General features: G+C 71.4%; 21 protein-coding genes. 7 read left to right on the top strand and 14 right to left on the bottom strand.

Going from position 1 to position 23,651, the window contains the following annotated elements; genetic code table 11:
* Positions 1–95 precede the first annotated feature (95 nt).
* The 10 genes from IEZ17_RS30155 to IEZ17_RS30110 all read right to left on the bottom strand — a co-directional run bounded on the left by IEZ17_RS30155 (position 96) and on the right by IEZ17_RS30110 (position 12,262).
* Positions 96–491 carry a cytidine deaminase gene (locus tag IEZ17_RS30155; RefSeq protein ID WP_189305656.1) on the bottom strand — a complete coding sequence of 132 codons (396 nt, stop codon included), beginning with the start codon at positions 489–491 and terminating at the stop codon, positions 96–98.
* Positions 488–1,780, bottom strand: a complete 1,293-nt coding sequence (locus IEZ17_RS30150; RefSeq protein WP_189305654.1) for an ABC transporter permease — start codon at positions 1,778–1,780, stop codon at positions 488–490. Before IEZ17_RS30150 ends, IEZ17_RS30155 begins: the two co-directional genes overlap by 4 nt.
* Positions 1,777–2,883, bottom strand: a complete 1,107-nt coding sequence (locus tag IEZ17_RS30145; protein ID WP_189305652.1) for an ABC transporter permease — start codon at positions 2,881–2,883, stop codon at positions 1,777–1,779. The genes IEZ17_RS30150 and IEZ17_RS30145 overlap by 4 nt, the downstream gene beginning before the upstream one ends.
* Positions 2,880–4,508 (bottom strand): ABC transporter ATP-binding protein, encoded by a 1,629-nt coding sequence (locus IEZ17_RS30140; RefSeq protein WP_373299998.1) that lies wholly within the window; start codon positions 4,506–4,508, stop codon positions 2,880–2,882. The genes IEZ17_RS30145 and IEZ17_RS30140 overlap by 4 nt, the downstream gene beginning before the upstream one ends.
* A 180-nt stretch (positions 4,509–4,688) precedes the next feature.
* Positions 4,689–5,726 (bottom strand): BMP family lipoprotein, encoded by a 1,038-nt coding sequence (locus IEZ17_RS30135; RefSeq protein WP_189305648.1) that lies wholly within the window; start codon positions 5,724–5,726, stop codon positions 4,689–4,691.
* 235 nt (positions 5,727–5,961) lie between these two features.
* Positions 5,962–7,179 (bottom strand): amidohydrolase, encoded by a 1,218-nt coding sequence (locus IEZ17_RS30130; RefSeq protein ID WP_189305721.1) that lies wholly within the window; start codon positions 7,177–7,179, stop codon positions 5,962–5,964.
* 138 nt (positions 7,180–7,317) lie between these two features.
* A complete protein-coding gene (locus IEZ17_RS30125; RefSeq protein WP_189305646.1) occupies positions 7,318–8,400 on the bottom strand; it encodes a hypothetical protein in 1,083 nt (360 codons plus the stop codon).
* Positions 8,401–8,569: 169 nt separating this feature from the next.
* On the bottom strand, positions 8,570–9,520 hold the full coding sequence (locus tag IEZ17_RS30120; RefSeq protein WP_189305644.1) for an N-acetylneuraminate synthase family protein: 951 nt from the start codon (positions 9,518–9,520) through the stop codon (positions 8,570–8,572).
* Between the two features lie 97 nt (positions 9,521–9,617).
* Entirely contained in the window at positions 9,618–10,862 is a 1,245-nt protein-coding gene (locus IEZ17_RS30115) for an acylneuraminate cytidylyltransferase (protein ID WP_189305642.1), read from the bottom strand.
* 35 nt (positions 10,863–10,897) lie between these two features.
* A complete protein-coding gene (locus tag IEZ17_RS30110) occupies positions 10,898–12,262 on the bottom strand; it encodes a DUF6716 putative glycosyltransferase (RefSeq protein WP_229852798.1) in 1,365 nt (454 codons plus the stop codon).
* 188 nt (positions 12,263–12,450) lie between these two features.
* Here IEZ17_RS30110 and IEZ17_RS30105 point away from each other — a divergent pair, with 188 nt between their 5' ends.
* The 3 genes from IEZ17_RS30105 to IEZ17_RS30095 are packed head-to-tail and all read left to right on the top strand — an operon-like array spanning position 12,451 to position 15,961.
* Entirely contained in the window at positions 12,451–13,428 is a 978-nt protein-coding gene (locus tag IEZ17_RS30105) for a glycosyltransferase family 2 protein (protein WP_189305640.1), read from the top strand.
* Positions 13,428–14,795, top strand: a complete 1,368-nt coding sequence (locus tag IEZ17_RS30100) for an alpha-2,8-polysialyltransferase family protein (RefSeq protein ID WP_189305638.1) — start codon at positions 13,428–13,430, stop codon at positions 14,793–14,795. The genes IEZ17_RS30105 and IEZ17_RS30100 overlap by 1 nt, the downstream gene beginning before the upstream one ends.
* Positions 14,792–15,961: an acyltransferase family protein gene (locus tag IEZ17_RS30095; RefSeq protein ID WP_189305636.1), complete on the top strand. Its 1,170-nt coding sequence runs from the start codon at positions 14,792–14,794 to the stop codon at positions 15,959–15,961. The genes IEZ17_RS30100 and IEZ17_RS30095 overlap by 4 nt, the downstream gene beginning before the upstream one ends.
* A 39-nt stretch (positions 15,962–16,000) precedes the next feature.
* Here IEZ17_RS30095 and IEZ17_RS30090 read toward each other — a convergent pair whose 3' ends face one another.
* Positions 16,001–16,681 carry a TetR/AcrR family transcriptional regulator C-terminal domain-containing protein gene (locus IEZ17_RS30090; protein ID WP_189305634.1) on the bottom strand — a complete coding sequence of 227 codons (681 nt, stop codon included), beginning with the start codon at positions 16,679–16,681 and terminating at the stop codon, positions 16,001–16,003.
* 74 nt (positions 16,682–16,755) lie between these two features.
* Between IEZ17_RS30090 and IEZ17_RS30085 the strand changes: the two genes are divergently transcribed.
* Positions 16,756–18,297 (top strand): FAD-dependent monooxygenase, encoded by a 1,542-nt coding sequence (locus tag IEZ17_RS30085; RefSeq protein ID WP_229852805.1) that lies wholly within the window; start codon positions 16,756–16,758, stop codon positions 18,295–18,297.
* A 109-nt stretch (positions 18,298–18,406) separates the two neighbouring features.
* Here IEZ17_RS30085 and IEZ17_RS30080 read toward each other — a convergent pair whose 3' ends face one another.
* Together IEZ17_RS30080 and IEZ17_RS30075 are read right to left on the bottom strand one after the other, a co-directional pair.
* Complete coding sequence (locus tag IEZ17_RS30080) at positions 18,407–19,804, bottom strand: GntT/GntP/DsdX family permease (RefSeq protein WP_189305630.1); 1,398 nt, start codon at positions 19,802–19,804, stop codon at positions 18,407–18,409.
* 79 nt (positions 19,805–19,883) lie between these two features.
* On the bottom strand, positions 19,884–20,399 hold the full coding sequence (locus IEZ17_RS30075; protein WP_189305628.1) for a gluconokinase: 516 nt from the start codon (positions 20,397–20,399) through the stop codon (positions 19,884–19,886).
* Positions 20,400–20,564: 165 nt separating this feature from the next.
* Here IEZ17_RS30075 and IEZ17_RS30070 point away from each other — a divergent pair, with 165 nt between their 5' ends.
* Positions 20,565–21,293 (top strand): FadR/GntR family transcriptional regulator, encoded by a 729-nt coding sequence (locus IEZ17_RS30070; RefSeq protein WP_189305626.1) that lies wholly within the window; start codon positions 20,565–20,567, stop codon positions 21,291–21,293.
* A gap of 14 nt (positions 21,294–21,307) precedes the next feature.
* Here IEZ17_RS30070 and IEZ17_RS43110 read toward each other — a convergent pair whose 3' ends face one another.
* Positions 21,308–21,547 (bottom strand): hypothetical protein, encoded by a 240-nt coding sequence (locus tag IEZ17_RS43110; protein WP_229852797.1) that lies wholly within the window; start codon positions 21,545–21,547, stop codon positions 21,308–21,310.
* A 505-nt stretch (positions 21,548–22,052) separates the two neighbouring features.
* On the opposite strand from IEZ17_RS43110, the gene IEZ17_RS30065 reads away from it, so the two are divergent.
* Positions 22,053–22,571 carry a toxin-antitoxin system HicB family antitoxin gene (locus tag IEZ17_RS30065; RefSeq protein WP_189305624.1) on the top strand — a complete coding sequence of 173 codons (519 nt, stop codon included), beginning with the start codon at positions 22,053–22,055 and terminating at the stop codon, positions 22,569–22,571.
* Between the two features lie 83 nt (positions 22,572–22,654).
* On the top strand, positions 22,655–23,500 hold the full coding sequence (locus IEZ17_RS30060) for a DUF4097 family beta strand repeat-containing protein (RefSeq protein ID WP_189305622.1): 846 nt from the start codon (positions 22,655–22,657) through the stop codon (positions 23,498–23,500).
* Positions 23,501–23,651 lie beyond the last annotated feature (151 nt).

Raw genomic sequence — 23,651 nt, 5'->3', positions numbered from 1 at the left:
TTCCTTTCGAACGGGTAGCTCCCGTTCTACACGCATAGAGCCGGCGGCGGCCAGAAGGGACGGGAACAACGGCGCCGGGGGGATACCGGGGGTGGCTACCGGGCCAGGTGGCCGGGGCCGAACGCGTCGGGCAGCAGCTCGGCCAGCGGGCGGATGCCGAGCGCGGTGTCGACCAGCAGCTCCGGGCCGCCGTGCTCGTAGAGCAGCTGGCGGCAGCGCCCGCACGGGACCAGCAGCTCGCCGGCGCCGTCGACGCAGGTGAAGGCGGTCAGCCGGCCCCCGCCGCCGGCGAACAGCGCGGAGATCAGCCCGCACTCGGCGCACAGCCCGAGGCCGTACGAGGCGTTCTCGACGTTGCAGCCGGTGACCGTGCGGCCGTCGTCCACGAGGGCGGCGGCGCCGACGGGATAGCCGGAATACGGGGCGTAGGCCCGGGACATCGCGTCCCGGGCCTGCGTCCGCAGTGACTCCCAGTCGGGAGGTGTGATCACTTGCCTTGACCTCTTCTGTAGATCTTGCCGATGGCCTTCGGTACCCGCAGTCGCTGTGCGGCCAACGAAAGCACCAGCAGCGTGGCGATGTACGGCGCGACGCCGACGATCTCCAGCGGCACCGTATCGGTGGTGGCGTACCAGACGCCGAGCAGCGCGGCGGCGACCAGGCTGATCACGGCCTGGACACGCTGCCCGCCGCGCAGCTTCCACAGCGCCAGGCCGACCAGCAGAACGGCGAGCAGAAGCAGCAGCGCGTGGACGGTGGGGCCGCCGCCGCGCAGCTGGAGCGCGTCCATGAAGCCGAACAGGCCGGCGCCCATGGCGACGCCGCCCGGCCGCCAGTTGCCGAAGATCATGGTGGCGAGGCCGATATAGCCGCGGCCACCGGTCTGGCCGTCCTGGTAGATGTGCACGTAGATCGCGAGGAACGCGCCGCCGAGGCCGGCCAGCGCGCCGGAGACGGTCACCGCCGCGTACTTGTAGCGGTAGACGTTGACGCCCAGCGACTCGGCCGCGATCGGACCCTCGCCGCAGGAGCGCAGCCGCAGACCGAAGGCGGAACGCCACAGGACGAAGAAGCTGAGCACGAAGAGGCCGACGGTCAGCAGGGTCAGCCAGGAGACGTTGGTGACCAGGGAACCGAGGATGCCGGCGACGTCGGAGACCAGGAACCAGTGGTGATGCTCGATGGATTGGAGCCAGCCGGAGAGTCCCGGGACGGTGAACGTCGGCATGTCGTGCATCGGTGGCGACTGCTTGTCGTTGCCGCCGGCGGTCGCCGCCGCGCTGCCGTCCGCGCCGAACAGCAGCTTGGCGAGGAACTGGGTCAGGCCGAGCGCCATGATGTTGATGGCGACGCCGGAGATGATGTGGTCGACGCCGAAGGTGACGGTGACGACCGCGTGCAGCAGTCCGCCGAGCGCGCCACCGACGATGCCGGCCAGCGCCGCGGCCCAGGGGCCGTGCTGCCAGCCGACCGCGCCCGCGGAGAAGGTGCCGAGCATCATCATGCCTTCGAGGCCGATGTTGATGACGCCGGAGCGCTCGGCCCACAGGCCGCCGAGACCGGCCAGGCCGATCGGCACCGCGGCGTTGAGCGCGGCGGTGTACTGGCCGGACTCGGTCAGGTTGGTGGCGCCGGTGACGACCCGCAGCAGGGACAGCAGGACCAGGGCGCCCGCGATGATCAGCAGGACCTGGGGGTAGCTGAGTTTGGCCCGGGAGGCCTTGGGCTTGGGCTGGTGGGTGGGGCTCTGGTCGACCGGAGCCGTGAGGTTCGTGCTCACGCGGACACCTCCGCCTTCTCGGTCTTACGGGCCTGGGCGGCGAGTTCCGCGCCGACCTGCCGCTGCTGGAGTCTGAGGCCGTATCGCCGCACGAGTTCGTAGGCGATGACGACACAGAGCACGATGACGCCCTGCATCACGCCGACGATCTCCTGCTGGTAGTTCTCGAATTCGAGCTGGGTGCCGGTGCGTTCGAGGAAGCCCCACAGCAGCGCTGCGGCGGCCATCCCGACCGGGTGGTTGCGGCCCAGCAGCGCGATGGCGATGCCGGTGAAGCCGATGCCGATGGGGAAGTCGGTGCCGTAGTTGTACGAGGTTCCGAGCAGTGTCGGCATGCCGATCAGACCCGCGGCGGCGCCGGACAGCAGCATGGAGGTGACGATCATCCGCTTGACGCTGACGCCGCTGGCCTCGGCCGCGGACTCGGACTGGCCGACCGTACGGAGGTCGAAGCCGAAGCGGGTGCGGTTGAGCACGAACCAGTACACGCAGCCGACGACGACGGCGACGACGACGAAGCCGTCGATGGGGGCGGGCGTGGTGGGGAGGGTGAAGAAGTGGCTGGAGGCCGGGAGGTTCGGCGTGTGGAAGAGGTTGCCGTCCTTGACCGCGAGCCGGCCGTCCTGGAGGAAGTAGCCGATGACGGCCGCCGCGATGGCGTTCAGCATGATCGTGGTGATCACCTCGCTGACACCGCGGGTGGTCTTCAGCAGACCCGCGATGCCCGCCCAGACCGAGCCGACCAGCATCGCGACGATGATGATCAGCGGGATCTGGAGGAAGCCGGGGAGCGTGAGCGCACCGCCGACCACCGCGGCGAAGAACGCCGCGATGCGGTACTGGCCGTCGACGCCGATGTTGAAGAGGTTCATCCGGAAGCCGATGGCGACGGCCAGCGCGGACAGGTAGTACGGGACCGCCTTGTTGATGATCCAGACCTGGCTGTCGCTCTTGGAGCCGAAGTCGGCCATCACCATGTAGGCGTGGATCGGGTCCTTGCCGGTGACCAGGATGATCACCGAGGTGATGGCCAGTGCGGCGATGATCGCCAGAACCGGCGCGGCGATGCCCAGGATCAGCTTGTTCTTGTCGGGCTTCTTCACTCGGACTCTCCCTCCTGGGACGGGCGCGGCTCCGGGTCGGCGGCGGTGCCGCCGTCGGAATCGGTGAGATGGCCGCTGGCGGCACCGGTCATGGCCGAGCCCAGCTCCTCCGGGGTGATGGTGGCGGGGTCCGCGTCCGCGACGAGTCGGCCGCGGTACATCACCCGCAGGCTGTCGGACAGGCCGATCAGCTCGTCCAGGTCGGCCGAGATCAGCAGCACGGCGAGACCTTCGTGGCGGGCGGCGCGGATCTGGTCCCAGATCTGTGCCTGGGCGCCGACGTCCACGCCCCGGGTGGGGTGCGCGGCGATCAGCAGCTTGGGGTGGTGGCTCATCTCCCGGCCGACGATCAGCTTCTGCTGGTTGCCGCCGGAGAGCGAGGCCGCGGTGACCTCGATGCCGGGGGTACGGACGTCGTACTCGGCGACTATTCGCTCGGTGTCGGCACGGGCGGCCTTCAGGTCGAGCAGCCTGCCCTTGGCGTTGGGCTTTTCGGTGACATGGCCCAGGATGCGGTTCTCCCACAGGGGGGCCTCCAGCAGCAGGCCGTGCCGGTGGCGGTCCTCGGGGATGTAGCCGATGCCGTCCTCGCGCCGGGTGCGGGTGGGCAGATGGCTGATGTCGACGCCGTCCAGCGTGATGGTGCCGCCGTCGGGGTCGCGCATGCCCATGATGGCCTCGACCAGTTCGGCCTGGCCGTTGCCCTCCACACCCGCGATGCCCAGGACCTCGCCCTTGTGGATGGTCAGCGACACATCGTCCAGGACGGTGCGCGCCACCCCCTCCGCGTCGGCGGTGCTCAGCCGCAGCCCTTCGACCTTCAGCATCTCCACGTCCGTGACGGTGGACTCGCCGGTCTGCGGCGAGGGCAGTTCGCTACCGACCATCAGCTCGGCGAGCTGCTTGGGAGTGGTCTCGCCGGGGACGACGGAGGCGACTGTGGTGCCGCGCCGGATGACCGTGATGTCGTCGGCGACCGAGAGCACCTCGCCCAGCTTGTGCGAGATGAAGATGACGGCCAGGCCCTCGGCCTTGAGCTCCCGCAGGTTGTCGAAGAGCGCATCGACCTCCTGCGGGACCAGGACCGCGGTCGGCTCGTCGAGGATGAGGGTACGAGCACCGCGGTAGAGGACCTTGAGGATCTCCACGCGCTGGCGGTCGGCGACGCCGAGGTCCTCGACGAGGACGTCGGGACGGACCCCGAGGCCGTAGCGGTCGGAGATCCTGATGATCTCGGCGCGGGCCCTGGCACCGATGCCGTGCAGCTTCTCACCGCCGAGAACGATGTTCTCCAGGACGGTGAGGTTGTCGGCGAGCATGAAGTGCTGGTGCACCATGCCGATGTTGCGGGCGATGGCGTCGGCCGGGCTGTGGAAGCTGACCTTTTCGCCGTCGATGCTGATGGTGCCCTCGTCCGGCTTCTGCATGCCGTAGAGGATCTTCATCAGCGTGGACTTGCCTGCGCCGTTCTCGCCGACCAGCGCGTGCACGGTGGCGCGGTGGATGGTGATGTCGATGTCGTGGTTGGCGACGACTCCCGGGAACCGCTTGGTGATCCCGCGGAGTTCCACCGCCGGTGCCGCGGCGGGGGCGCTGTCTGCCTGGGGGCTGCTGGACGCTTTGATGGCGCACTCTCCTCGGGGGACAGGGAGTGGTACGAAGGAGCGGAGAGGTGAAGATATCGCGCCAACTCCGCGCTACGCGCGTAGTGTTGGCGCCGAAAAAAGCCGAATGAGCTGCCGGGTTGCTCCGGCCGCCAGCCCGGCGCGACGGCCTGATGGCCGCCGCGCCGGGCTGGAGAGACCTTACTGCTTGGCGGGGGTTTCGCTGACCTTCACCTGACCCGAAGCGATCTTCTTCTTCGCCTCGTCGATCTTGGCCTGGATGTCGTCGATGAAGCCGCCCGAGGTGGACAGGCGCACGCCGTCGTCCTTGAGCGTGTAGCTCTTGTTCCCGGTCAGCGGCTTCTTGTCGTGCACGCTCTTGATCAGGTCGTACACCGCCACGTCGACGTTCTTCATCACCGAGGTGAGGATCGAGCTCTTGTACTGGGCCAGGCCCGGCTGGAGGTACTGGTCGGAGTCGACGCCGATCGCCCAGGTGCCCTTCTTGCCGGCGACCGTCTCGATCGAGCCGTTGCCGGACTGGCCGGCCGCGGTGTAGATGACGTCGATACCGGCGTCGAGCATGCCCTTGGCCTTGCCCTTCGCGGCGGCCGGGTCGTTGAAGCCCTTGTCGTCGTTGGCGTAGAGGTACTCGGAGGTGACCTTCGCCTTGGGGTCGGTGTCCCGGACGCCCTGCTCGAAGCCGGCCTGGAACTTCTGGATCAGCGCGTTGTTCACACCGCCGATGAAGCCGACCTGGTGGGTCTTGCTCTTGAGCGCGGCGGCGACACCGGCGAGGTAGGAGCCCTCCTGCTCGGCGAAGACCATGCCGTAGACGTTCTTGGCCTGGGAGGGGGAGTCGACGACGCCGAAGGTGGTGTTCGGGTACTGCTTGGCGACCTTGTTGACGGAGTTGCCGTAGTTGAAGCCGACCCCGATGACGGGGTTGTAGCCCGCCTCGGCCAGCGAGGACAGCCGCTGCTCGCGGTCCGCCTCGGTCTCGCCGTTCTTGGCGGTCATCAGCTTGGACTTCTCGCCGAAGTCCTTCTGGGCCTTGTCCACGCCGCGAGACGCCGCCTCGTTGAACGAGTGGTCGTCCCGGCCGCCGACGTCGAAGGCGAGCCCGACGCCCTTGTCCTTGCTGCCGGACTCGGTGGACGACGCGCCGCAGGCGCTGAGCGAGGCGGTGAGGGCCGCGGTGGCAATGCCCGCGGCAACGATCTTGGATACCCGGTGCACGAGGGCCCCTTCGACTCGTAGCGCCTCCTTCGACGCTGACTGCCGGGAGATTAACGCGCGTAGACCCGGCGCAAAACCCTCCAATGCGTGGCCGTTATCACTTCGTCTCCCAGGACGCGGAACGGAAACAAGAGCGGGCGGCTGACAAGTGTCAGCCACCCGCGACCGCGGAACGTCACACGCCATCCACCCTCGGTGACATGGCGCAGGGCAACGGGGCGCGGACAGGCGGTGATCAGGCCGGGCGGTCCCCGTCCAGAAGGGCCGCGGCGGTGAACAGCTCCACGCCGACGGCGATCGCGCGTTCGTCGACGTCGAAGTCGCCGCGGTGGAGGTCGAGGCGGCTCAGCTCGCCGGGCGGGCGGACGCCGAGGCGGGCCATGGCGCCCGGGACGTGTTCGAGGTACCAGGAGAAGTCCTCGCCACCGAGGGACTGTTCGGTGTCCTCGACGGCGGCGCTGCCGCGGCGGGCGGCCATGGCGTCGTGGAGGAGCTGGGTGCTGGCGGGCTCGTTGACGACCGGGGGGACGCCGCGGACGTAGTTGATCTGGGACTTGGCGCCGTGCAGCGTCGCGACCTCGTCGATCGCGGCGTGCACGAGGTCGGGGGCCCGGCGCCAGGTGTCCAGGTCCAGGCAGCGGACGGTGCCGGAGAGTTCGGCGCGCTGCGGGATGACGTTGCAGGCGTGGCCGGACTCCAGGCGGCCCCAGGTGACGGAGAGACCGGACCGCGCGTCGACCCGGCGGCCGATGAGGGCCGGCACGTCGAGGGCCACCCGCGACGCCGCGGTGACCATGTCCGTCGTCAGGTGCGGGCGGGCGGTGTGGCCGCCGGGGCCGTCGAGTTCGACCTCCAGGCGGTCGCAGGCGGAGGTGATCGCTCCCGTACGGAGCCCGATCCGGCCGGCGTCGACGCGCGGGTCGCAGTGGACGGCGAGGATCCGGCCGACGCCTTCCAGGACGTCGGACTCGATGGCGTCGGCGGCGCCGCCGGGGAGGACTTCCTCGGCGGGCTGGAAGATCAGGCGCACGGGGCGCGGCAGCCGGCCGGACCGGGCCAGGTCGGCGAGGACCAGGCCCGCGCCGAGGACGACGGTGGTGTGCACGTCGTGTCCGCAGGCGTGCGCCCGGCCGGGGATCGTGGAGGCGTAGCCGACGGTCTTGGTGTCGGGGATGGGGAGGGCGTCGATGTCCGCGCGCAGGGCGAGCAGGTCGCCGGCGCCGGTGTCCGTACCGATGTCACAGATGAGGCCGGTGCCGGTGGCGAGGATCCGGGGGTGCAGCCCGGCCCGCTCCAGGCGGTCCTTGATCGCCGCGGTGGTCCGGAACTCCTGGTTGCCGAGCTCCGGGTGCCGGTGCAAGTCGCGGCGGAACGCGGTGAGTTCGGGGACCAGTTCCTCGGGGAGGGTGCCGGCGAGGTCGGGGGCATGAGGGTGGTCGGCATCGCGGGACATCAGTTGGTTCACCCGTTGAAGGGTACGGGGCCGAACTGGGCAACTGTCCCTCGATCAACAAAAGTTCAGCCCGTTAGGGGAAGAAAATTTAGGCCGCTCGGTGCATGGACGGTTTATGGGACGGGTATGAAGTACCGCTTACGGCGCCGCGTCGCTTTCGGCGGGCGGCAGTCGCCGCACGTCGCGGGCGGTGCCGGTGACGTCGTCGAGGAAACCCTGGGCGCGCGGCGAGGCGTTGGCGGTGAGCCAGGCGGGGTCGATGTCGCAGACGGCGACCTCGACGCCGGTGCCCTGGAGGGCCAGCGGCAGGGTGTGGACGACGGTGGACGGGAAGCTGAGGATCAACCGGCCGATGGGCCCGCGGCGGGCGATGAGTTCCAGGGGCAGGTCGGGGCGCACCACCTCCAGGCCGGTCTCGGTGGCCAGGCGGCGGAGTTTGCCGGGGCGTTCGCGGCGGTGGGCGAAGTAGCGGGTGGCGCCGTGCGTCCGGGCCAGGGCGGCGACCGCCTCCAGGTAGCGGTCGGCGTCAACGACTCCGGTCTCCACCAGCGAGGTGCCCACGATGTCGGCGGTGCGGGTGGGGCGGGGCGGGCCGAAGCGCCCGCGCATCCAGGCGAACTCGTTGGCCTGGATCTGTATGCCCGTTGGCGCCTCGACCGGCATCGAGCTGAAGAGGGCGACGGTGCGGCGGCGCCGGGCGTCCTCGGGCCCCGGGGTGAGCCGGCGGCGGGCGGTGGCGGCGAACGGGGCGAACAGCAGATCGCGCGGGCGGCGTCCGCTGCCGTGCCGGTGCCAGCGCACCAGCCGTTCGCCGCGGGCGAGTTGGGAGATGAACTCCATGGTGGCGGTGCCGTCGTCGACCACCACGATGTCGCGGGCCCGGACGAGGCCGAGGAGGAGCTGGACGTAGCGGGAGAACGGGTCGCCGATGACGATGCGGTGGGCGCGGCGCAGGTGCCCGGTCAGTCCGCCGACGGTGCGCAGCGGCGCGGTCGCACCGCCGCGGGCCTCTTCCCAGCGGACGGTATGGCCTTCGTCGCGGGCGAGTTCGGCCATCCGGCGCAGCTGGCCGCGGGTCATCGGGTCGTGCGGGGCGAGCACGACGACGGTGAGCGCGCCGGCCCGGTCGGCGTGGGCCCATTCGAGGACGTTCAGCAGCTGCACCGGGCTCTCGACGAAGGCGAGGGTGGCGGTGTCGCCGGCGGTGTCCGAAGCGGGCATGGGGGGCGCGTCTCCCGAGGGCACTGATCTCTTTCGCTGGCGGGGGACCCCGAGGAGACGGCGGGCGGGAGTCCCCGCCGTCTCCTGGGGCGGGACCGGCGCGCCGGCTGCGGGCGGCTCGGCGCGGGTCCCTTCGGGTGAGCTCACGTCCGGAACTCCTGTCAGTCCGTCAGACGGTCGCCGGTGCACGGTCGGCGGCCTCGGCGGCCTCGGTGGCCTCCGCCTCGGCGACCACGCCGGCGACCCGGCGCAGCTTCTTCATCGGGCCCAGCTCGCTCTCGTAGACCTTCTTGACGCCGTCGCCGAGGGACTCCTCGATGGTGCGGATGTCGCGGACCAGGCGGGTCAGACCCTGCGGCTCGACGGACGCGGCCTGGTCGGAGCCCCACATGGCGCGGTCGAGGGTGATGTGCCGCTCGATGAAGGTGGCGCCGAGGGCGACCGCGGCGAGGGTGGTCTGGAGGCCGGTCTCGTGGCCGCTGTAGCCGATCGGGACGTTGGGGTACTCGGCCTGGAGGGTGTGGATCATGCGGAGGTTGAGCTCTTCGGCCTTGGCCGGGTAGGTGCTGGTGGCGTGGCAGAGCAGGATGTTGTCGCTGCCCAGGACCTCGACGGCGTGCCGGATCTGCCGGGGGGTCGACATGCCGGTCGACAGGATGACGGTGCGGCCGGTGGCGCGCATGGCGCGCAGCAGCTCGTCGTCGGTGAGCGAGGCGGAGGCGACCTTGTAGCAGGGGACGTCGAACTTCTCCAGGAAGGCGACGGACTCGACGTCCCAGGGGGAGGCGAACCAGGCGATGCCGCGCTTGTTGCAGTACTCGTCGATGGCGCGGTAGCCGTCCTCGTCGAACTCCACGCGGTGGCGGTAGTCGATGTAGGTCATCCGGCCCCAGGGGGTGTCGCGCTCGATGTCCCACTGGTCGCGCGGGGTGCAGATCTCCGGGGTCCGCTTCTGGAACTTGACCGCGTCGCAGCCGGCGTCGGCGGCGGCGTCGATCAGCGCGAACGCGTTCTCCAGGTCGCCGTTGTGGTTGATGCCGATCTCGCCGGTGACGTAGACGGGGCGGCCGGGGCCGGCGAGGCGGTCACCGAGGGCGCGGAGACGGGAGTTGCTGCTCATGGGAGGTTCCTCTGCTCTGGTACGGGGGCGGTATAGGGGTGGGTCACGGGAGTGGGCAACGGGGTGGCGGTCGTGGCGGGCGGGCGCTGTAACGGCGTCACAGGGAGGGGCCGAGAAGCCAGCCGGCGATCTCGCGGATGGCGCCGCTGCCGCCGGGCGTCGCGGTGACCGCGCGGGCCGCGCCGCGCACCGCGTCGTGCGCCGAGGCGACCGCGACCGGCCAGCCGACGAGGTCGAAGCACGGCAGGTCATTGACGTCGTTGCCGACGTAGAGCACCCGCTCGGGCTGCACACCGGCCTCCTCGCACCACTGCTTGAGGGCGAGGTCCTTGCGGTCGATGCCGTGCAGCACCGGCACCTTGAGCTTGCGGGCGCGGGCGGCCACCACCGGGTTCTGCTCGGTGGAGAGGATCAGCAGGTGCAGTTCCGCCTTGCGCAGCGCGGCGATCCCGAGGCCGTCCCCGCGGTGCACGGCCACGGTCTCCCGTCCGTCGGCGTCGATCAGCACCCGGTCGTCGGTCTGGGTGCCGTCGAAGTCGAGGACGACGGCGTCGATGTCGTCCCTCGTCGGAAGCGCCCTCGAAGCCTGGGGGTACCCCCTGCACGGAGTGCTTGGGGGAGAGGCGTCCAGCAGCGGGGCGAGCGCGCGGGCGCGGGCCAGGTCGTGCGGATCGTCGATCTCCAGCACCCGGGCGGGGTCGGTGCGGACCAGTTCCGTACGGCCGAAGAAGCGGTGGCCGCTGATGCGGAAGCCGGCCGCGTCCATGGCGTAGGCGGCGCCGGTCTCCAGCAGGTCCTGCGGGCGGTCCTGGCGGCGCGGCCGGAAGGACTTGTCGTGGTTGACGCCGAAGCCGCCGGTGGCCTCCGGGGCCTCGGGGTCGGCGGGGTCATCGGGCTCGGCGTCCCGCCAGACGAAGCCGTGGAAGGGGGCCACGGTCAGCGCGCTGTCCGCGCCGCCCTCGACCACCGCGGCGGCCACCGCGTCGATGTCCTCGCGGACCAGGAACGGGCTGGTGCACTGGACCAGCAGCACCGCGTCGACCGGCCGGCCCTGCTCCTGCTCGTAGGCGTCCATGGCGTGCCGTACCGCGGCCTCGCTGGTGGCGGTGTCACCGGCGATCTCGCCGGGGCGGCGTATGACGATGGCGCCGGCGCCACGCGCGGCTGCCGCGATCCCGGCGTCGTCGGTGGAGACGACCACGTCGGTGACCAGCCGGGCGGCCCGGCACTCGCGGACCGCGCGGGCCACCAGGGGCACTCCCCCGACGGCGGCGAGGTTCTTGGCCGGTACGCCCTTGGAGCCGCCGCGGGCGGGGATGACGGCCACCACGGTGGGGTGCATTGCGAACTCCTTCGTCGGGCGGGAGCGGGGGACGGTCACAGCTGCCCCCAGCGGCGGATGGCGGGCGCGACGCGCTGGACCCCGTGCCGGTAGGCGCCGCGGGCGGCCTCGCGGACCGTGTCGCGGGCGATCCGGCGCAGCCCGCCGGCCTCCGCGGGCTCCTCGGTGTGCCCGGTGAGCGGCGCGCCCTGCGGGTCGAGGCCGTAGCGGGCCAGGATGCCGGGGAGGTAGCCGGGGGCGGTGCGGGGTGTGTAGTACGGGGTGATCGGCGGCAGCCGGTCGGCGGTGCGCAGCTCGTCGACCCGGTCGCGGGCGACATCGAAGGCGTGCTCGTACGCGTCGTGCGGGGTGGTGCCGGGGGTGCCGGACGCGGCGACTCCCTGGCGGGCCAGCCACGTCGGGGCCGGCACCGGGCGGCGGCCGGCGTCGAGTGCGTCCCAGGAGACGAGGCAGCCGGAGCCGAGGAAGTGGTGGTTGCCGAGCGCCTCGCGGATGCCGAGGTCGGTGAGGACCGCGGTGGGGATGCCGCGGTGCAGCGACTCCAGGGCGGCGGTGGAGCTGACCGTGACCATCAGGTCGGTGCGATCCAGGACCTCGCCCATGTTCCCGTACACCAGGCGGCAGTTGGCGGGCAGGCCGCCGGGGATCTTCGCGGCGAGCTTCTGGTACGGCAGTTCCTCGATGTGCGTGGTGTGCTCGCCGGGCCTGCTGCGGAGCTTGATCAGCACCTCGCGGTCGGGGTGCCGGCGGGCGTGCTCAACTGCTCGGCGCAGCAGGTATGTTCGGTCGGCACGGTTGTCCGGGACGGACGGCTGGGCGGCGAACACCACGGTGTACGGGTGGTGTTCGCCGGCGTAGGGCGTGCCGCCGAGGAACGGCAGCGCGCACTCCACGACGCTGCCGGTGGCGGCTCCCACTCCGTGGTAGACCGCGCGGAACCGGTCCGCGTCATGGCGGGAGTTGGCGAGCACCACATCCGCGCCGTGCCGCAGCAGCAGCCCGTCGGCGAGCTTCTCGTAGACCACACCGACGTAACCGGTGACGACGACGGGGCGGCGCCGTGCACCCCGCCAGGCGTGGGCGAGGCCGTGCAGCATCGCCTGCACCGCGCCGCCCACGCAGGCCAGCACCACGACGTCGCAGCGGTCCGGGCCGGCGCCGCGCGCGGCGCGCTCCATCACGTCCAGGAAGTCGACTCCCCTGATTTCCCGCAGCGCGTCCGCACGGGCGCCGACCTCGTCGAGCTGGCGGACCGTGGGGGTGGCACGACCGCGGAGCAGATAGCCGTCGAGCCGGCTGCCCGGTTGGAGGCGGTACGCTGTCAAAGCGCCCCATTTCCACCGGGTGTCCGAGTCGGCGAGCACCGCGACCCGCAGCGAGGATTCGGTACGTGATGGCACGTCGAAGACGCTAGGAAGGCCCGTGGGTCGGCGGGCCAACTGGGAAGCAACAAAGGGTTAACAGCGCGCCGACGGATACCGAACCCGACCGATTATCGAGCCGGTTAACCATCCCGCCATTCTTCGTTCACCGCGAAGTACGCACCGCGTCAAGACGAATGCCGGGCGCCGGACCTAACGTCACGCGGGTGGTTAAGCTCTCCGTCATCGTGCCGTTCTACAACGTGCAGACATACGCGCCCGACACCCTGAAAAGCCTGGCGGCAAACTCTCGCGAGGACTTCGAATTCCTGCTCGTCGACGATTGTTCACGCGACGAGACCCCGCAGATCCTCGCGCGCGCCGGGCGCGAGCTGCCGGGCGCCCGGGTACTGCGGCACGAGAAGAACGGCGGCCTGGCCACCGCCCGCAACACCGGACTGGACGCGGCCCGCGGCGAGTACGTCACCTTCCTCGACGGCGACGACTGGCTGGAGCCCGGATACCTCCCCGAACTCCTCGGCGTGATCGAGGAGTTGGGGTGCGACTTCGTCCGCACGGACCATGTCCAGTGCACCGCCAAGGCGCGCACCGTGCACCGGGTCCCGCACGGCCGGCGCGGAGTGGTGATGGACCCCCGGGCGGCGATCCTGCCCACGGACCGCTCCACCTCGGTCGACTACGCCTACGCCTGGGCCGGCATCTACCACCGCCGGCTGCTGGACGCCGGAGTGCTGCATTTCCGGGACGGACTGCGCACCGCGGAGGACCGCCCGTGGATCTGGCGGCTGCACCGCGAGGCGGAATCCATGGCGGTGACCGGCCTGCTCGGGGTTTTCTACCGGCGCGGAGTGGCGTCGTCGCTGACCCAGATCGGAGACGTACGGCAATTGGACTTCATCCGCGCTTTCGATCAGGTGATCGAGGAAACCGCACAGGATCGCGATGCGCATCTGCTGCTGCCCAAAGCGGTGCGCACCTATTGCGCGATCATTTCCCACCACCTCGGTTCGATCGAACGATTCGAGCCGCCGGTGGCCCGTAAATTGCGCGCGATGAGCGCGGCGGCCATGAAACGCATGCCGCAGGACGTACTGAAGGACGCCCTGGATTCGATGGATGTGCAGCGCGCGTCCCGGCTGCGGCGGCTGCGCCGCCGCCCTGTCCCGGCGGAGGTCGCCGCCTGATGCCGAACCGGCCCACTACCCAGATCTTCCTGGCGTCGACGCTCTACGGCGCGGCGACGCTGGCCGCCGCGCTGGACGCGGACTGCTTCCCCGCGGCCGACCGCCGGCTGCTGCTGCTCAGCAACAACGCCACGACCCCGGAGACCACCGCCTCGCTGGACACCATGCCGGGCTTCGCGCGGCTGCGCGGCCGGTTCGACCGGGTGCTGTCCTGGAACGAGACGATCCGCCCGTTCCACCCCGGCGGCTGGTCGCCGCGCGCGGACGATGTCCCGCTGTGGGAGCGGTACTTGAGGATGCTGTGGGACCTGGGCGACGACCGCGTCGAGCTGGTCGTGGAGTCCATCCAGGTCAGCCCGGCCCTCGCGCTGGCCCAGCTCTTCCCGGAGGCGCCGGTCGACGTCTACGCGGACGGGCTGATGAGCTACGGCCCCACCCGCAACAAGCTCGACCCGCTCGTCGGCACCCGCATCAACCGGCTGCTCCACCTGGACCTCGTCCCGGGGCTGAAGCCGCTGCTGCTCACCGAGTTCGACGTCGAGCCGGAGACCGTACCGACCGCGGTCTTCACCAAGGTGCTCGCCGAACTCGCCGAGGATGCGGACGAGTCGACGGACCTGGACGGCGTACCGGAGGGCGCCGCGCTGCTCCTGGGCCAGTACCTCTCGGCGCTGTCCATCCTCACTCCCGAAGAGGAGGAGGAGCTGCATGTGCGGATGGTGCGCGGTGCCGTCGAGCGCGGCCACCGCGAGATCGTCTTCAAACCGCATCCGTCCGCGCCGGCCCGCTGGTCGCAGCTGCTGGAGCGGGAGGCGGAGAAGCTGGAGATCTCCCTGACGGTGCTGGACCGCCCGGTCCTGGCCGAGGTGCTCTACCAGCGGATGCGGCCCGCGCTGGTCGTCGGCTGCTTCTCCACCGCGCTGCTGACCGCCTCCGCGTTCTACGGCCTGCCGGTCGCGCGGACCGGTACCGGGCTGCTGCTGGAACGACTGACGCCGTACCAGAACAGCAACCGGGTGCCGGTGACGATCGTGGACGCGCTGGTGCCCGACCTCGACGACCAGAGCCCGCAGCCGCGCGCCGCCACCGCCGCGGAGAACATCAACGGCCTGGTCACCGCCGTCGGCTACGCGATGCAGCACCAGATCTACCCGCAGCTGCGCCCGGCCGCCGAGCGCTATCTCGCGGCCCACCTCGACCCGTACACCCGGCGCTACTTCAAGCGCCGCCGGCTCACCGCGCTGGCGCTGCCCGGCGCGATCCCCTCCCAGCTGTCGTTCATCCCGCGCAACGCCACCGTCCGCCGGGTCGCGCGCCGGGCACGGGCCGTACAGCGCCGACTGAAGAAGCGGGCCGCTTTCGGATGACCACCACCACACCGGCGAACGGCATCCGCCCCGCGGCGCCGGACCGCACCGCCACCGCCACCGCCACCGAGCCGAGCGCCGCACCCCGGGGCCGCGGCAAGGAGGGCGGCGCCGCCCGGCTGCGCGCGCTGGACGGGCTGCGGCTGATCGCCGCCCTGATGGTCGCCGGGTACCACTACGGGGGCCGCAGCGGCGACATCTCCCGCGCCTGGGGCGGCTCGCCGGCCCACCAATTCCCGTACGTCTCGGGGCTGTTCGCCTACGGCTGCCTGGGTGTGCAGATCTTCTTCGTGATCAGCGGCTTCGTGATCTGCCTGAGCGGCTGGGGGCGGACCCTGCGCTCCTTCGTCGCCTCCCGGATATCCCGCCTCTACCCGGCGTACTGGGTCGCGATCCTTCTGGTCACCGCGGTCTTCACGCTTCCGTGGGTGGCCTACAAGGCGCTCTCGCCCAGCGAGGTGCTGACGAATCTGACCATGCTCCAGTACCCGCTGGGCGTGCACCGCGTCCTCGGTGTGTGCTGGACGCTCTGGGCCGAGATGCGGTTCTACGCGCTCTTCGCGCTGTGCGTGGTCCTGCCGGGCGCCACCCGCGGCCGGGTGGTCCTCTTCTGCGCGGGCTGGACGCTGGCCGCGGCGCTGGCGCAGTCGGCCCACGAGCCGTTCCTCAACGTCGTGCTGATGCCGCAGTACGCCCCGTTCTTCATCGGCGGGGTCGGCCTCTACCTGCTGCACCGCTTCGGCCCGCGGGACCCGGTCGCCTGGACGATCGTGCTGGTCAGCTGGCTGATCGGGCAGCACTACGCGGTCGCCGGGCTCTGGCACCCGGCCTCCGTGCACGCCTTCTCCTACCGCTCGGCGGCCGGCATCGTCGCCGTCGTCACCGCGGGCTTCGCGCTGGTCGCGGCCGTCGCGCTGGGCAAGCTGCACCGGGCGAACTGGCGCTGGCTGACCGTCGCCGGGGCGCTGACCTACCCCTTCTACCTCGTCCACGAGCATCTGGGCTGGGTCGTGATCCACGCCCTGCACCACGGCGCCGGGCTGCCCTCGTACGCCACGCTGCTGCTGACCGTCGGCCTGATGCTGACACTGGCGTGGATGATGCACCGCTGGGTGGAACGGCCGCTGACGCCCCGGCTGCGACGCGCGATCGACCCCCGCCGGTAGCGCCGGCGGATCCGCCCGGCCGGATCCGCCGGCTCACCCTCAACTCCCGTCCCCCGGCCCGTGGTTGGCCTCGATGCCCGCGATGATGATCCGCAGCCCGGTGCGGAACCCCTCCTCGAAGTCGCCGAACATCTGCCGCCCGGCCGTCGCGGCGAGCGGATAGTCCGCGGCCAGCCGCCGCTCGCGGTCGGTGACGTCGTACGCGGGGTCCCGCACCTGCGGCGCCGCGGGGTCGGGGTGGACCGACTGCTCCTCGATCACGAGTCCGATGGTGAAGTTGTACGCGGTCCACCAGGCGCGCGCCGCCTCGGGCAGTGCGAAGCCGGCCGCGGTGAAGTGGCTCATGAAGAGTTCGAGCGGCGCGGCGAAGCTGTCGTCGGTCATCCGCGTACCGCTGATCATCTTGGCGCCGTCGCGGTAGCCGAGCAGGGCTTCGCGCAGAGTGGAGCAGGTGGCGACCACCATCTCCTGCCAGGTCTCCCAGACCTGGCCGCCGCCGGACCGGTGCTCCGCCACCAGGGGCCCGGTCATCCGGCGGAACATCTCGGTGGCCATCTCGTCCAGCAGCTCCTGCTTGTTCCTGAAGTGCCAGTAGAGCGCGGGGGCCTGGACGTTCAGCTCCTTGGCGATGCGGCGCAGCGTCAGCCCGTCGAGGCCGACCTCGTTCAGCAGCCGCAGGGCCGTCCCGGCCACTTGCTTCCGGTCGATTCGCGAAACCACGTTGACAACTTAACACCGTTAAATGCAGCCTGGGAACCATGGAACTTAACACCGTTAAAGACATCGTTGAGGCCATGCCGGGGGACACCGCCGACGCCGCGACCGCGCCCGTCGACGTACTGATCACCGGCGCAGGTCCGACCGGCCTCGCCCTCGCCATCGACCTCGCCCGCCGCGGAGTGACCGCGCTGCTCGTCGAGCGGCAGCCGGAGTTCTCCCGCGGCGCCCGCGGCACCGGCGTCCAGCCGCGCACCCAGGAGGTCTTCGACGACCTCGGCGTGCTCGCCGCCGCCCAGGCCGCGGGGGGCCTGTACCCGCCGCTGGCGCTGTGGGAGGACGGCCGGATCGCCCACACCCACGAGATGATCGAGCTGGTCGACCCCACCCCCTCGACCCCGTACTCCAACGCCCTGATGCTCCCCCAGTGGCGCAACCAACAGGTGCTGCACGCACGGCTGTTGGAGCTGGGCGGCAGCGTCCTGTTGGGCACCGAGCTGCAAGACTTCACCGAGGACGCGGACGGCGTGACCGCCCGGCTGACCGGTGCGGACGGCGCCGTCCGCACCGTCCGCGCCGCCTACCTGGTGGCCGCCGACGGCGGGCGCAGCACCGTCCGCAGGCAGCTCGGCATCCAGATGAGCGGCCCGGACCTGCCGCCCGGCGTCTCGATCGTCGCGGACGTGCGGATCGACGGCCTGGACCGGGACCACTGGCACCGCTGGGTGCTGCCGCCGCACGGCTTCGTCACGCTGCTCCCGCTCGTCGGCACCGACCACTTCCAGTGCTTCGCGGCGGCCGGCGGCGACCCGGACACCTCCCCCGAGGCGGTCCGCGCGCTGATCGCGTGCCATACCCACCTCGCCCCCGAGCAGGTCCGCGAGGTGCTGTGGTCCTCCGTCTACCGCCCCCGGGCGGGGATGGCGGACACCTACCGCCACGGCCGGGTCTTCCTGGCCGGCGACGCCGCGCACATCCACTCGCCCGCGGGCGGCCAGGGCATGAACACCAGCGTCCAGGACGCCTACAACCTCGGCTGGAAGCTCGGCCAGGTGCTGCGGCACGGCGCCCCCGAAAGCCTCCTCGACACCTATCAGACCGAGCGCCGCCCGATCGCGGCCCGCATCTTGGAGACCAGCACCCGGCTGCACCGCTCCGGTTCGCTGCGCCGCGGCCGGGACCTGCACCAGCTCGACATCGGCTACCCGGACAGCCCGCTCACCCGCGAACTGCGCACCGGCCTCCCCGAGGGCGCCCGCACCGCCGGCGACCGGGCCCCCGACGCCCCTTGCACCACCGCCGACGGCACCCCCAGCCGCCTCTTCGACGCCTTCAGGGGCCCGCACTTCACCCTGATCGCCCTGGGTGACACGGATCTTGACGTCGCGTCACTTCCGGGGGCCGACGACCCGGCGCTGCTCCGCACGGTCCGGGTGGGCGGCCCGGCGCCCGACCTGCTCGACGCCGACGGGCACATACGGGACGCATACGGCGCCGGGCCGGGCGTGTTCCTCGTCCGCCCCGACGGCTATATCGCACTCGCGGCACCGGCGGACGGGGCGACGGCACCGGTGGCGGCTGCCCTGGGCGCGTACTTCGGTGCCACGCAGGCGGTCTGAGTCTCCGCCAGTGGCGTCGGCCCCGCCGCGGTGCCGCTCCCGCACCGCGGCGAGGCCGCATCGTCGCGAAGTTCCCCGGCGGAGCGGGCGGTTGCTGCCGCTGCCGTCGCTAGACGACCAGCGACAGCAGCAGCACGCCCGCGATCCCGACCACCGAGATCAGCGTCTCCATCACCGACCATGTCTTCAGGGTCTGGCCGACGTCCATCCCGAAGTACTCCTTGACCATCCAGAAGCCCGCGTCGTTGACATGGCTGAAGAACAGCGACCCGGCACCGATGGCCAGCACCAGCAGCGCGCTGTGCGTGGTGCTCATCTCGGCGGCGAGCGGGGCGACCAGGCCCGCCGCGGAGATGGTGGCCACCGTCGCGGAGCCGGTCGCGAGCCGGATGGCGACCGCGATCAGCCAGGCCAGCAGCAGCGCCGAGACGTTCCAGTGCCGGGATATGTCCAGGATCATCTGGCCGACGCCGGAGTCCACCAGTGTCTGCTTGAAGCCGCCGCCCGCGCCGACGATCAGCAGCACCCCGGCGATCGGGCCGAGCGACTTCTCGACGGTCGAGGCGATCCGGCCACGGGTGAAGCCGGCCGAGCGCCCGAGGGTGAACATCGCGACGACGACGGCGGTGAGCAGCGCGATCAGCGGTGAGCCGACGACGTCGAAGACCCGCTGGAGGCCGTCCTTCGGGTCGTCCACGACGACGTCCAGCAGCGCCTTGGCCAGCATCATCACCACCGGCAGCAGCACGGTGGCCACGGTGATCCCGAAGCCCGGCCGCTTCGCCAGCTCCTCGGAAGCCCGCTCGGGCACCATCTTCTCGGGCGGGGCGATGTCGACCCATCGGGCCGCGTACCGCGAGAACACCGGGCCGGCGATGATCGCGGCGGGTATCGCGACGACGACGCCGAGGGCCAGCGTGACGCCCAGGTTCGCCTTGACCGCGTCGATCGCGGCCAGCGGCCCGGGGTGCGGCGGGATCAGCCCGTGCATCACGGACAGCCCGGCCAGGGCCGGAATCCCGATCCGCATCAGCGAGAAGTTGCCGCGCTTGGCGACCAGCAGCACCACCGGGATCAGCAGCACGATCCCGACCTCGAAGAAGATCGGCAGCCCCACGATCCCGGCGATCAGCACCATCGCCCAGGGCATCGCCCGCCGGCCGGCCCTGGCCAGGATCGTGTCCACGATCTGGTCCGCGCCGCCCGAGTCGGCGAGCAGCTTCCCCAGTACGGCGCCCAGCGCGATCAGCACTCCCGTACCGGCGACCGTGGTCCCGAGCCCGGTCGAGAAGCTGGCGATGGCTTTGTCGAGCGGCGCCCCGGCCACCGCGCCGAGCACCAGAGAGCCGACGATCAGCGACAGGAACGCATGCAGCTTGAACTTGGTGATCAGCAGAACGATGACGGCGATACCCGCCAGAACGGCGATGCCCAGCTGTGCATGACCGGCCGTGGTGATGGGCGCGGTCGCATCCGCTGCGAGCATCTCGACGCTGAGATGTGTCACGGCGATTCCCTTGGTTGAACGGAGGGGGAAGGGGGTGCGGGGGGTGGCGAGTGTGGGGTGCGGCCCGGGGGGGGCGGGGCTAGCTGTTCGGGGCCAGGGCCCGCAGTGCGGCCACCGCCCGTCCGGCGATCTCCTCCGGCGTCCCGGACACATCGACGGCGACGCCCGCCTCGTCCGGTCCGAGCGGTTCGAGCGTGGCGAACTGCGAGTCCAGCAGCGCGGCCGGCATGAAGTGGCCCTTGCGCTCAGCCATCCGCGCCTCGATCAGCGCGCGGTCACCGGTGAGATGGAGGAAGACCACACCCGGGGCGGCGGCCCGCAGCCGGTCGCGGTAGGCGCGCTTGAGCGCGGAGCTGCTGACCACTCCGCCCTGCCCGGCCCGGCCGTGCGCCCAGGCGCCGATGGCGTCGAGCCAGGGGCCGCGGTCGGCGTCGTCCAGCGGGGTGCCCGCCGACATCTTGGCGATATTGGCCGGCGGATGGAAGTCGTCGCCCTCGGCGTACGGAACGCCCAGTGCGGCGGCCACCAGCGGACCGATCGTGGTCTTGCCGGTCCCGGCCACGCCCATCACGACGATGACGTCGGCGCTGCTCATCCCGTTTACCTCACCTAGCAGGACGGACCGCGCCATACCGCTATGACGCCGTCGTCTTCGACCTCGTGCGCCCCCACTGAAACCCATTAGGTACGACGTATTCAAGCCCCTGTGACGCAAAAGTCATACTTATTTGGCCGAGGTGCGGGACCGTAGGCTTGGCCCATGGAAAACGGGGCGCCCGCGGACACCGGGGACAACGGGGAGAAGGGCCTGCACGGCCGCGTACTGGAGTCCCTGGGGCCCGCGATCACCGCGGGCGACTACCCCCCGGGAACGGTCCTGCGCACGGACGAGCTGGCGCAGCGCTTCGACGTCTCGCGCACCGTCATCCGCGAGGCGATCCGGGTCCTGGAGTCCATGCAACTGGTCGCCTCCCGGCGCCGGGTGGGGGTGACCGTGCGCCCCACCGAGGAGTGGAACGTCTACGACCCCCGGGTCATCGGCTGGCGGCTGACCGGCCGGGATCGCCCCCGGCAGCTGCGCTCGCTGACCGTGCTACGCTCGGCCGTCGAACCGGTCGCGGCCGGACTCGCCGCCACCCACGCCACGCCCGCCCAGTGCGCCCAGCTCACCGAGCACGCCATGGGCATGGTGGCCACCTCACGCGGCCAGCAGCTCGACGCCTACCTCGTCCACGACATGGCCTTCCACCGGGTGGTGCTCACCGCCTCCGGCAACGAGATGTTCGCCCGCCTCGCCGATGTCGTCGACGCCGTCCTCACCGGCCGCACCCAGCACCACGTCATGTTCACCGACCCCGACCCGGCCGCGGTGACCCTGCACGTCCAGGTCGCCGAGGCGGTACGGACCGGGGACGCGGCCCGCGCGGAGTCCCTGACGCGGGAGATCACGGCCGGCGCGATGGCCGAACTGGACGTGCTGGCACCGTAGTTCGCCGAACGGCCTCAGAACAGCGGCTGCTGACCGGGCATCGGCGGCTCCTCCGGGTCGAACAGCTTCTCCGCCGGCGCCATCATCGGGGCCGTCCGCCGCGACCCCGGGCAGGAGATCAGCTCGATCCTGTACGCCGTCCCGTGGGGGTACCTCCCAGCGTTAGCTGGGGGAGGATCATGACGAGCGAAACGCCCGCCGACGACGGCGATCTCTCGGGTGCAGACGGGGCACGCCCTGCGGGGTGACGACATGCCACCAGTGTGACCGACCGGCCGAGGCCCCCCGCACCGCACCCGGCCCGGCGCTCCGGACCACTGCACAGGGGGTACCGCCGAGGTAAGCCCGAAAGGCCAGCGGCGACAGCTCTTGAACGGCGGCGGAGCACGAGGGGCCGGCAGTCCGCCCTCTCGCGGCATCGCATGGCGTCAGACGGGATCACGCGGCATCGCGCGGCATCACACGGGATCGCGGCATCACACAACGCCGGATGGCGCGACTTGGCACCATCCGGCACCGTCCAGCACCACCCAGCACCACCCGGTGCCACCCGGTGCCGCCCGGTGCCGCCCGGCGCCACCCGGTGCCGCCCGCCGCCATTCCCCACCCCCGAAAGCACAGGAGCGCGCATGGCGCCACAATGGCTCAGGTCGCATCCCTCCCCCTTTCCGCAGGTCAGGGCGGCCACCCCCGGACCCGCCACACATGCGACGCCATCCGGACTTGCATATGGCACCACAGTGGTGCCATCATGACGTCATGGACCTCACCCCGTATGTCGACACTCTCCGCCGCGAACTGGCGGTGGCCGCCGAAGCCGGCGGGGAAGATGCCCGCGAGCTGGCCGAGCGGCTCACCGCACCTCTGGAGTCGGCGACCCGTCTGACCATGCTCAATGTGCTCTCCGCCGCGATGGACGAGATCACCCGCGAACTCGCCCCCGGCTCGGTCGACGTACGGCTGCGCGGGCTGGACCCCGACTTCGTGGTGACGCTGCCGCCCGGTGACAACGGCCACCCGGAAGCGGCGACCGCACCCGCCGAACCGCTCGCGGCGCCGCTCCCCGCGGACGGCGACGAAGGTGGCACGGCCCGCGTCAATCTGCGGCTGCCGGCCCACCTCAAGGCGCGCGCCGAGGAGGCCGCGAGCCGCGAGGGCCTGTCGGTCAACGCGTGGCTGGTGCGCGCCGTGTCGGCCGCGGTCGAGGGCGGTGCGCGGCCCCGTACGGGGGAGCGGGCCCACACCCTCGGACAGAACTTCAAGGGCTGGGTGCGCTAGCCGCGCCCGCGCCCGCGCCACTTCACCCACACCACGTCCCCACGAGCGGGGACGATCATGAGACCCAAGAGGACGGGACAGCCATGCCTTCTTTCGACACTCCCGAACCGATCGCGGCCACGGTGCACGTGGAGGCCGGTTCCATCCAGTTCACCGCGGGCGACCGCCTCGACACGGTCGTCGAGGTGCGGCCCCGCGACCCGAAGCAGGACCGGGACGTGCGGTCGGCCGAGCAGACCGAGGTCACGTACGCAAGCGGCACCCTGACCGTGAGGACCCCCAAGCTGCGCAATTCGCTTCGCCGCCCCGGCACCGTCGATGTGACGGTCGAACTGCCCGCGGGCTCACGCATCGACATGACCGGCGCCTGGGCCCAGGTGCTCGGCGAGGGCCGGCTCGGCGAGGTCCGCGTGAAGACCTCCGCGGGCGATGTACGGCTGGACACGACCGGACCGCTGTATCTGACCGCTTCGCACGGCTCGATCACCGTGGACCGGGTCGAGGGCACGGCCGAGATCACCACCAGCACCGGCAGCCTGCGCGTCGGCCTCATCGACGGCTCCGCCGTCCTGAAGAACTCGCACGGCACCACGACCGTCGGCGCCGTGACCGGCGAGCTGCGGGTGAGCAACGCCAACGGCGACATCGACATCCGGCGCGCCGAGAGCTCGGTCGCCGCGACCACCGCCCACGGCACCGTGCGCGTGGCCGACGTGGCCCGCGGAACCGTCCAGTTGGAGACCTCCTACGGCGCCATCGAGGTCGGTATCCGCGAGGGCACGGCCGCCTGGCTCGACGTCAGCTCGCGCTCCGGGCAGGTGCGCAACACACTCACCGCGTCCGAGTCCCCGGACACGGCCGAGGACACCGTCGAGGTCCGCGCCCGTACCCGGTACGGCAACATCGACGTCCTCCGCGCCAAGCCCTGAGCACCGGCCCCGCCCACTCGCCCACTCCCCGGTCACTTCGGCCTCCGATGGCAGGAGGCCCCCACGGGCTCTCCTGTCATGCCCACGCCACGGCGCGCCGGTCCGCAGTCACCCGCCGCCGTCCGGCCGCAACAACCACCGCGAAAGGCAA

The sequence above is a fragment of the Streptomyces albospinus genome (genome assembly GCF_014648695.1).
GTDB lineage: Bacteria > Actinomycetota > Actinomycetes > Streptomycetales > Streptomycetaceae > Streptomyces > Streptomyces albospinus.
This window is presented reverse-complemented; position numbering and strand designations above follow the sequence as displayed.

Coding starts and splice junctions, on each gene's coding strand:
- IEZ17_RS30100 (WP_189305638.1), top strand. CDS start 13,428: ATGCCGAACCGGCCCACTACCCAGATCTTCCTGGCGTCGACGCTCTAC.
- IEZ17_RS30125 (WP_189305646.1), bottom strand. CDS start 8,400: ATGCCCGCTTCGGACACCGCCGGCGACACCGCCACCCTCGCCTTCGTC.
- IEZ17_RS30070 (WP_189305626.1), top strand. CDS start 20,565: ATGGAAAACGGGGCGCCCGCGGACACCGGGGACAACGGGGAGAAGGGC.
- IEZ17_RS30075 (WP_189305628.1), bottom strand. CDS start 20,399: ATGAGCAGCGCCGACGTCATCGTCGTGATGGGCGTGGCCGGGACCGGC.
- IEZ17_RS30085 (WP_229852805.1), top strand. CDS start 16,756: ATGCCGGGGGACACCGCCGACGCCGCGACCGCGCCCGTCGACGTACTG.
- IEZ17_RS30130 (WP_189305721.1), bottom strand. CDS start 7,179: ATGTCCCGCGATGCCGACCACCCTCATGCCCCCGACCTCGCCGGCACC.
- IEZ17_RS43110 (WP_229852797.1), bottom strand. CDS start 21,547: ATGTCGTCACCCCGCAGGGCGTGCCCCGTCTGCACCCGAGAGATCGCC.
- IEZ17_RS30065 (WP_189305624.1), top strand. CDS start 22,053: ATGGACCTCACCCCGTATGTCGACACTCTCCGCCGCGAACTGGCGGTG.
- IEZ17_RS30095 (WP_189305636.1), top strand. CDS start 14,792: ATGACCACCACCACACCGGCGAACGGCATCCGCCCCGCGGCGCCGGAC.
- IEZ17_RS30115 (WP_189305642.1), bottom strand. CDS start 10,862: ATGCACCCCACCGTGGTGGCCGTCATCCCCGCCCGCGGCGGCTCCAAG.
- IEZ17_RS30060 (WP_189305622.1), top strand. CDS start 22,655: ATGCCTTCTTTCGACACTCCCGAACCGATCGCGGCCACGGTGCACGTG.
- IEZ17_RS30120 (WP_189305644.1), bottom strand. CDS start 9,520: ATGAGCAGCAACTCCCGTCTCCGCGCCCTCGGTGACCGCCTCGCCGGC.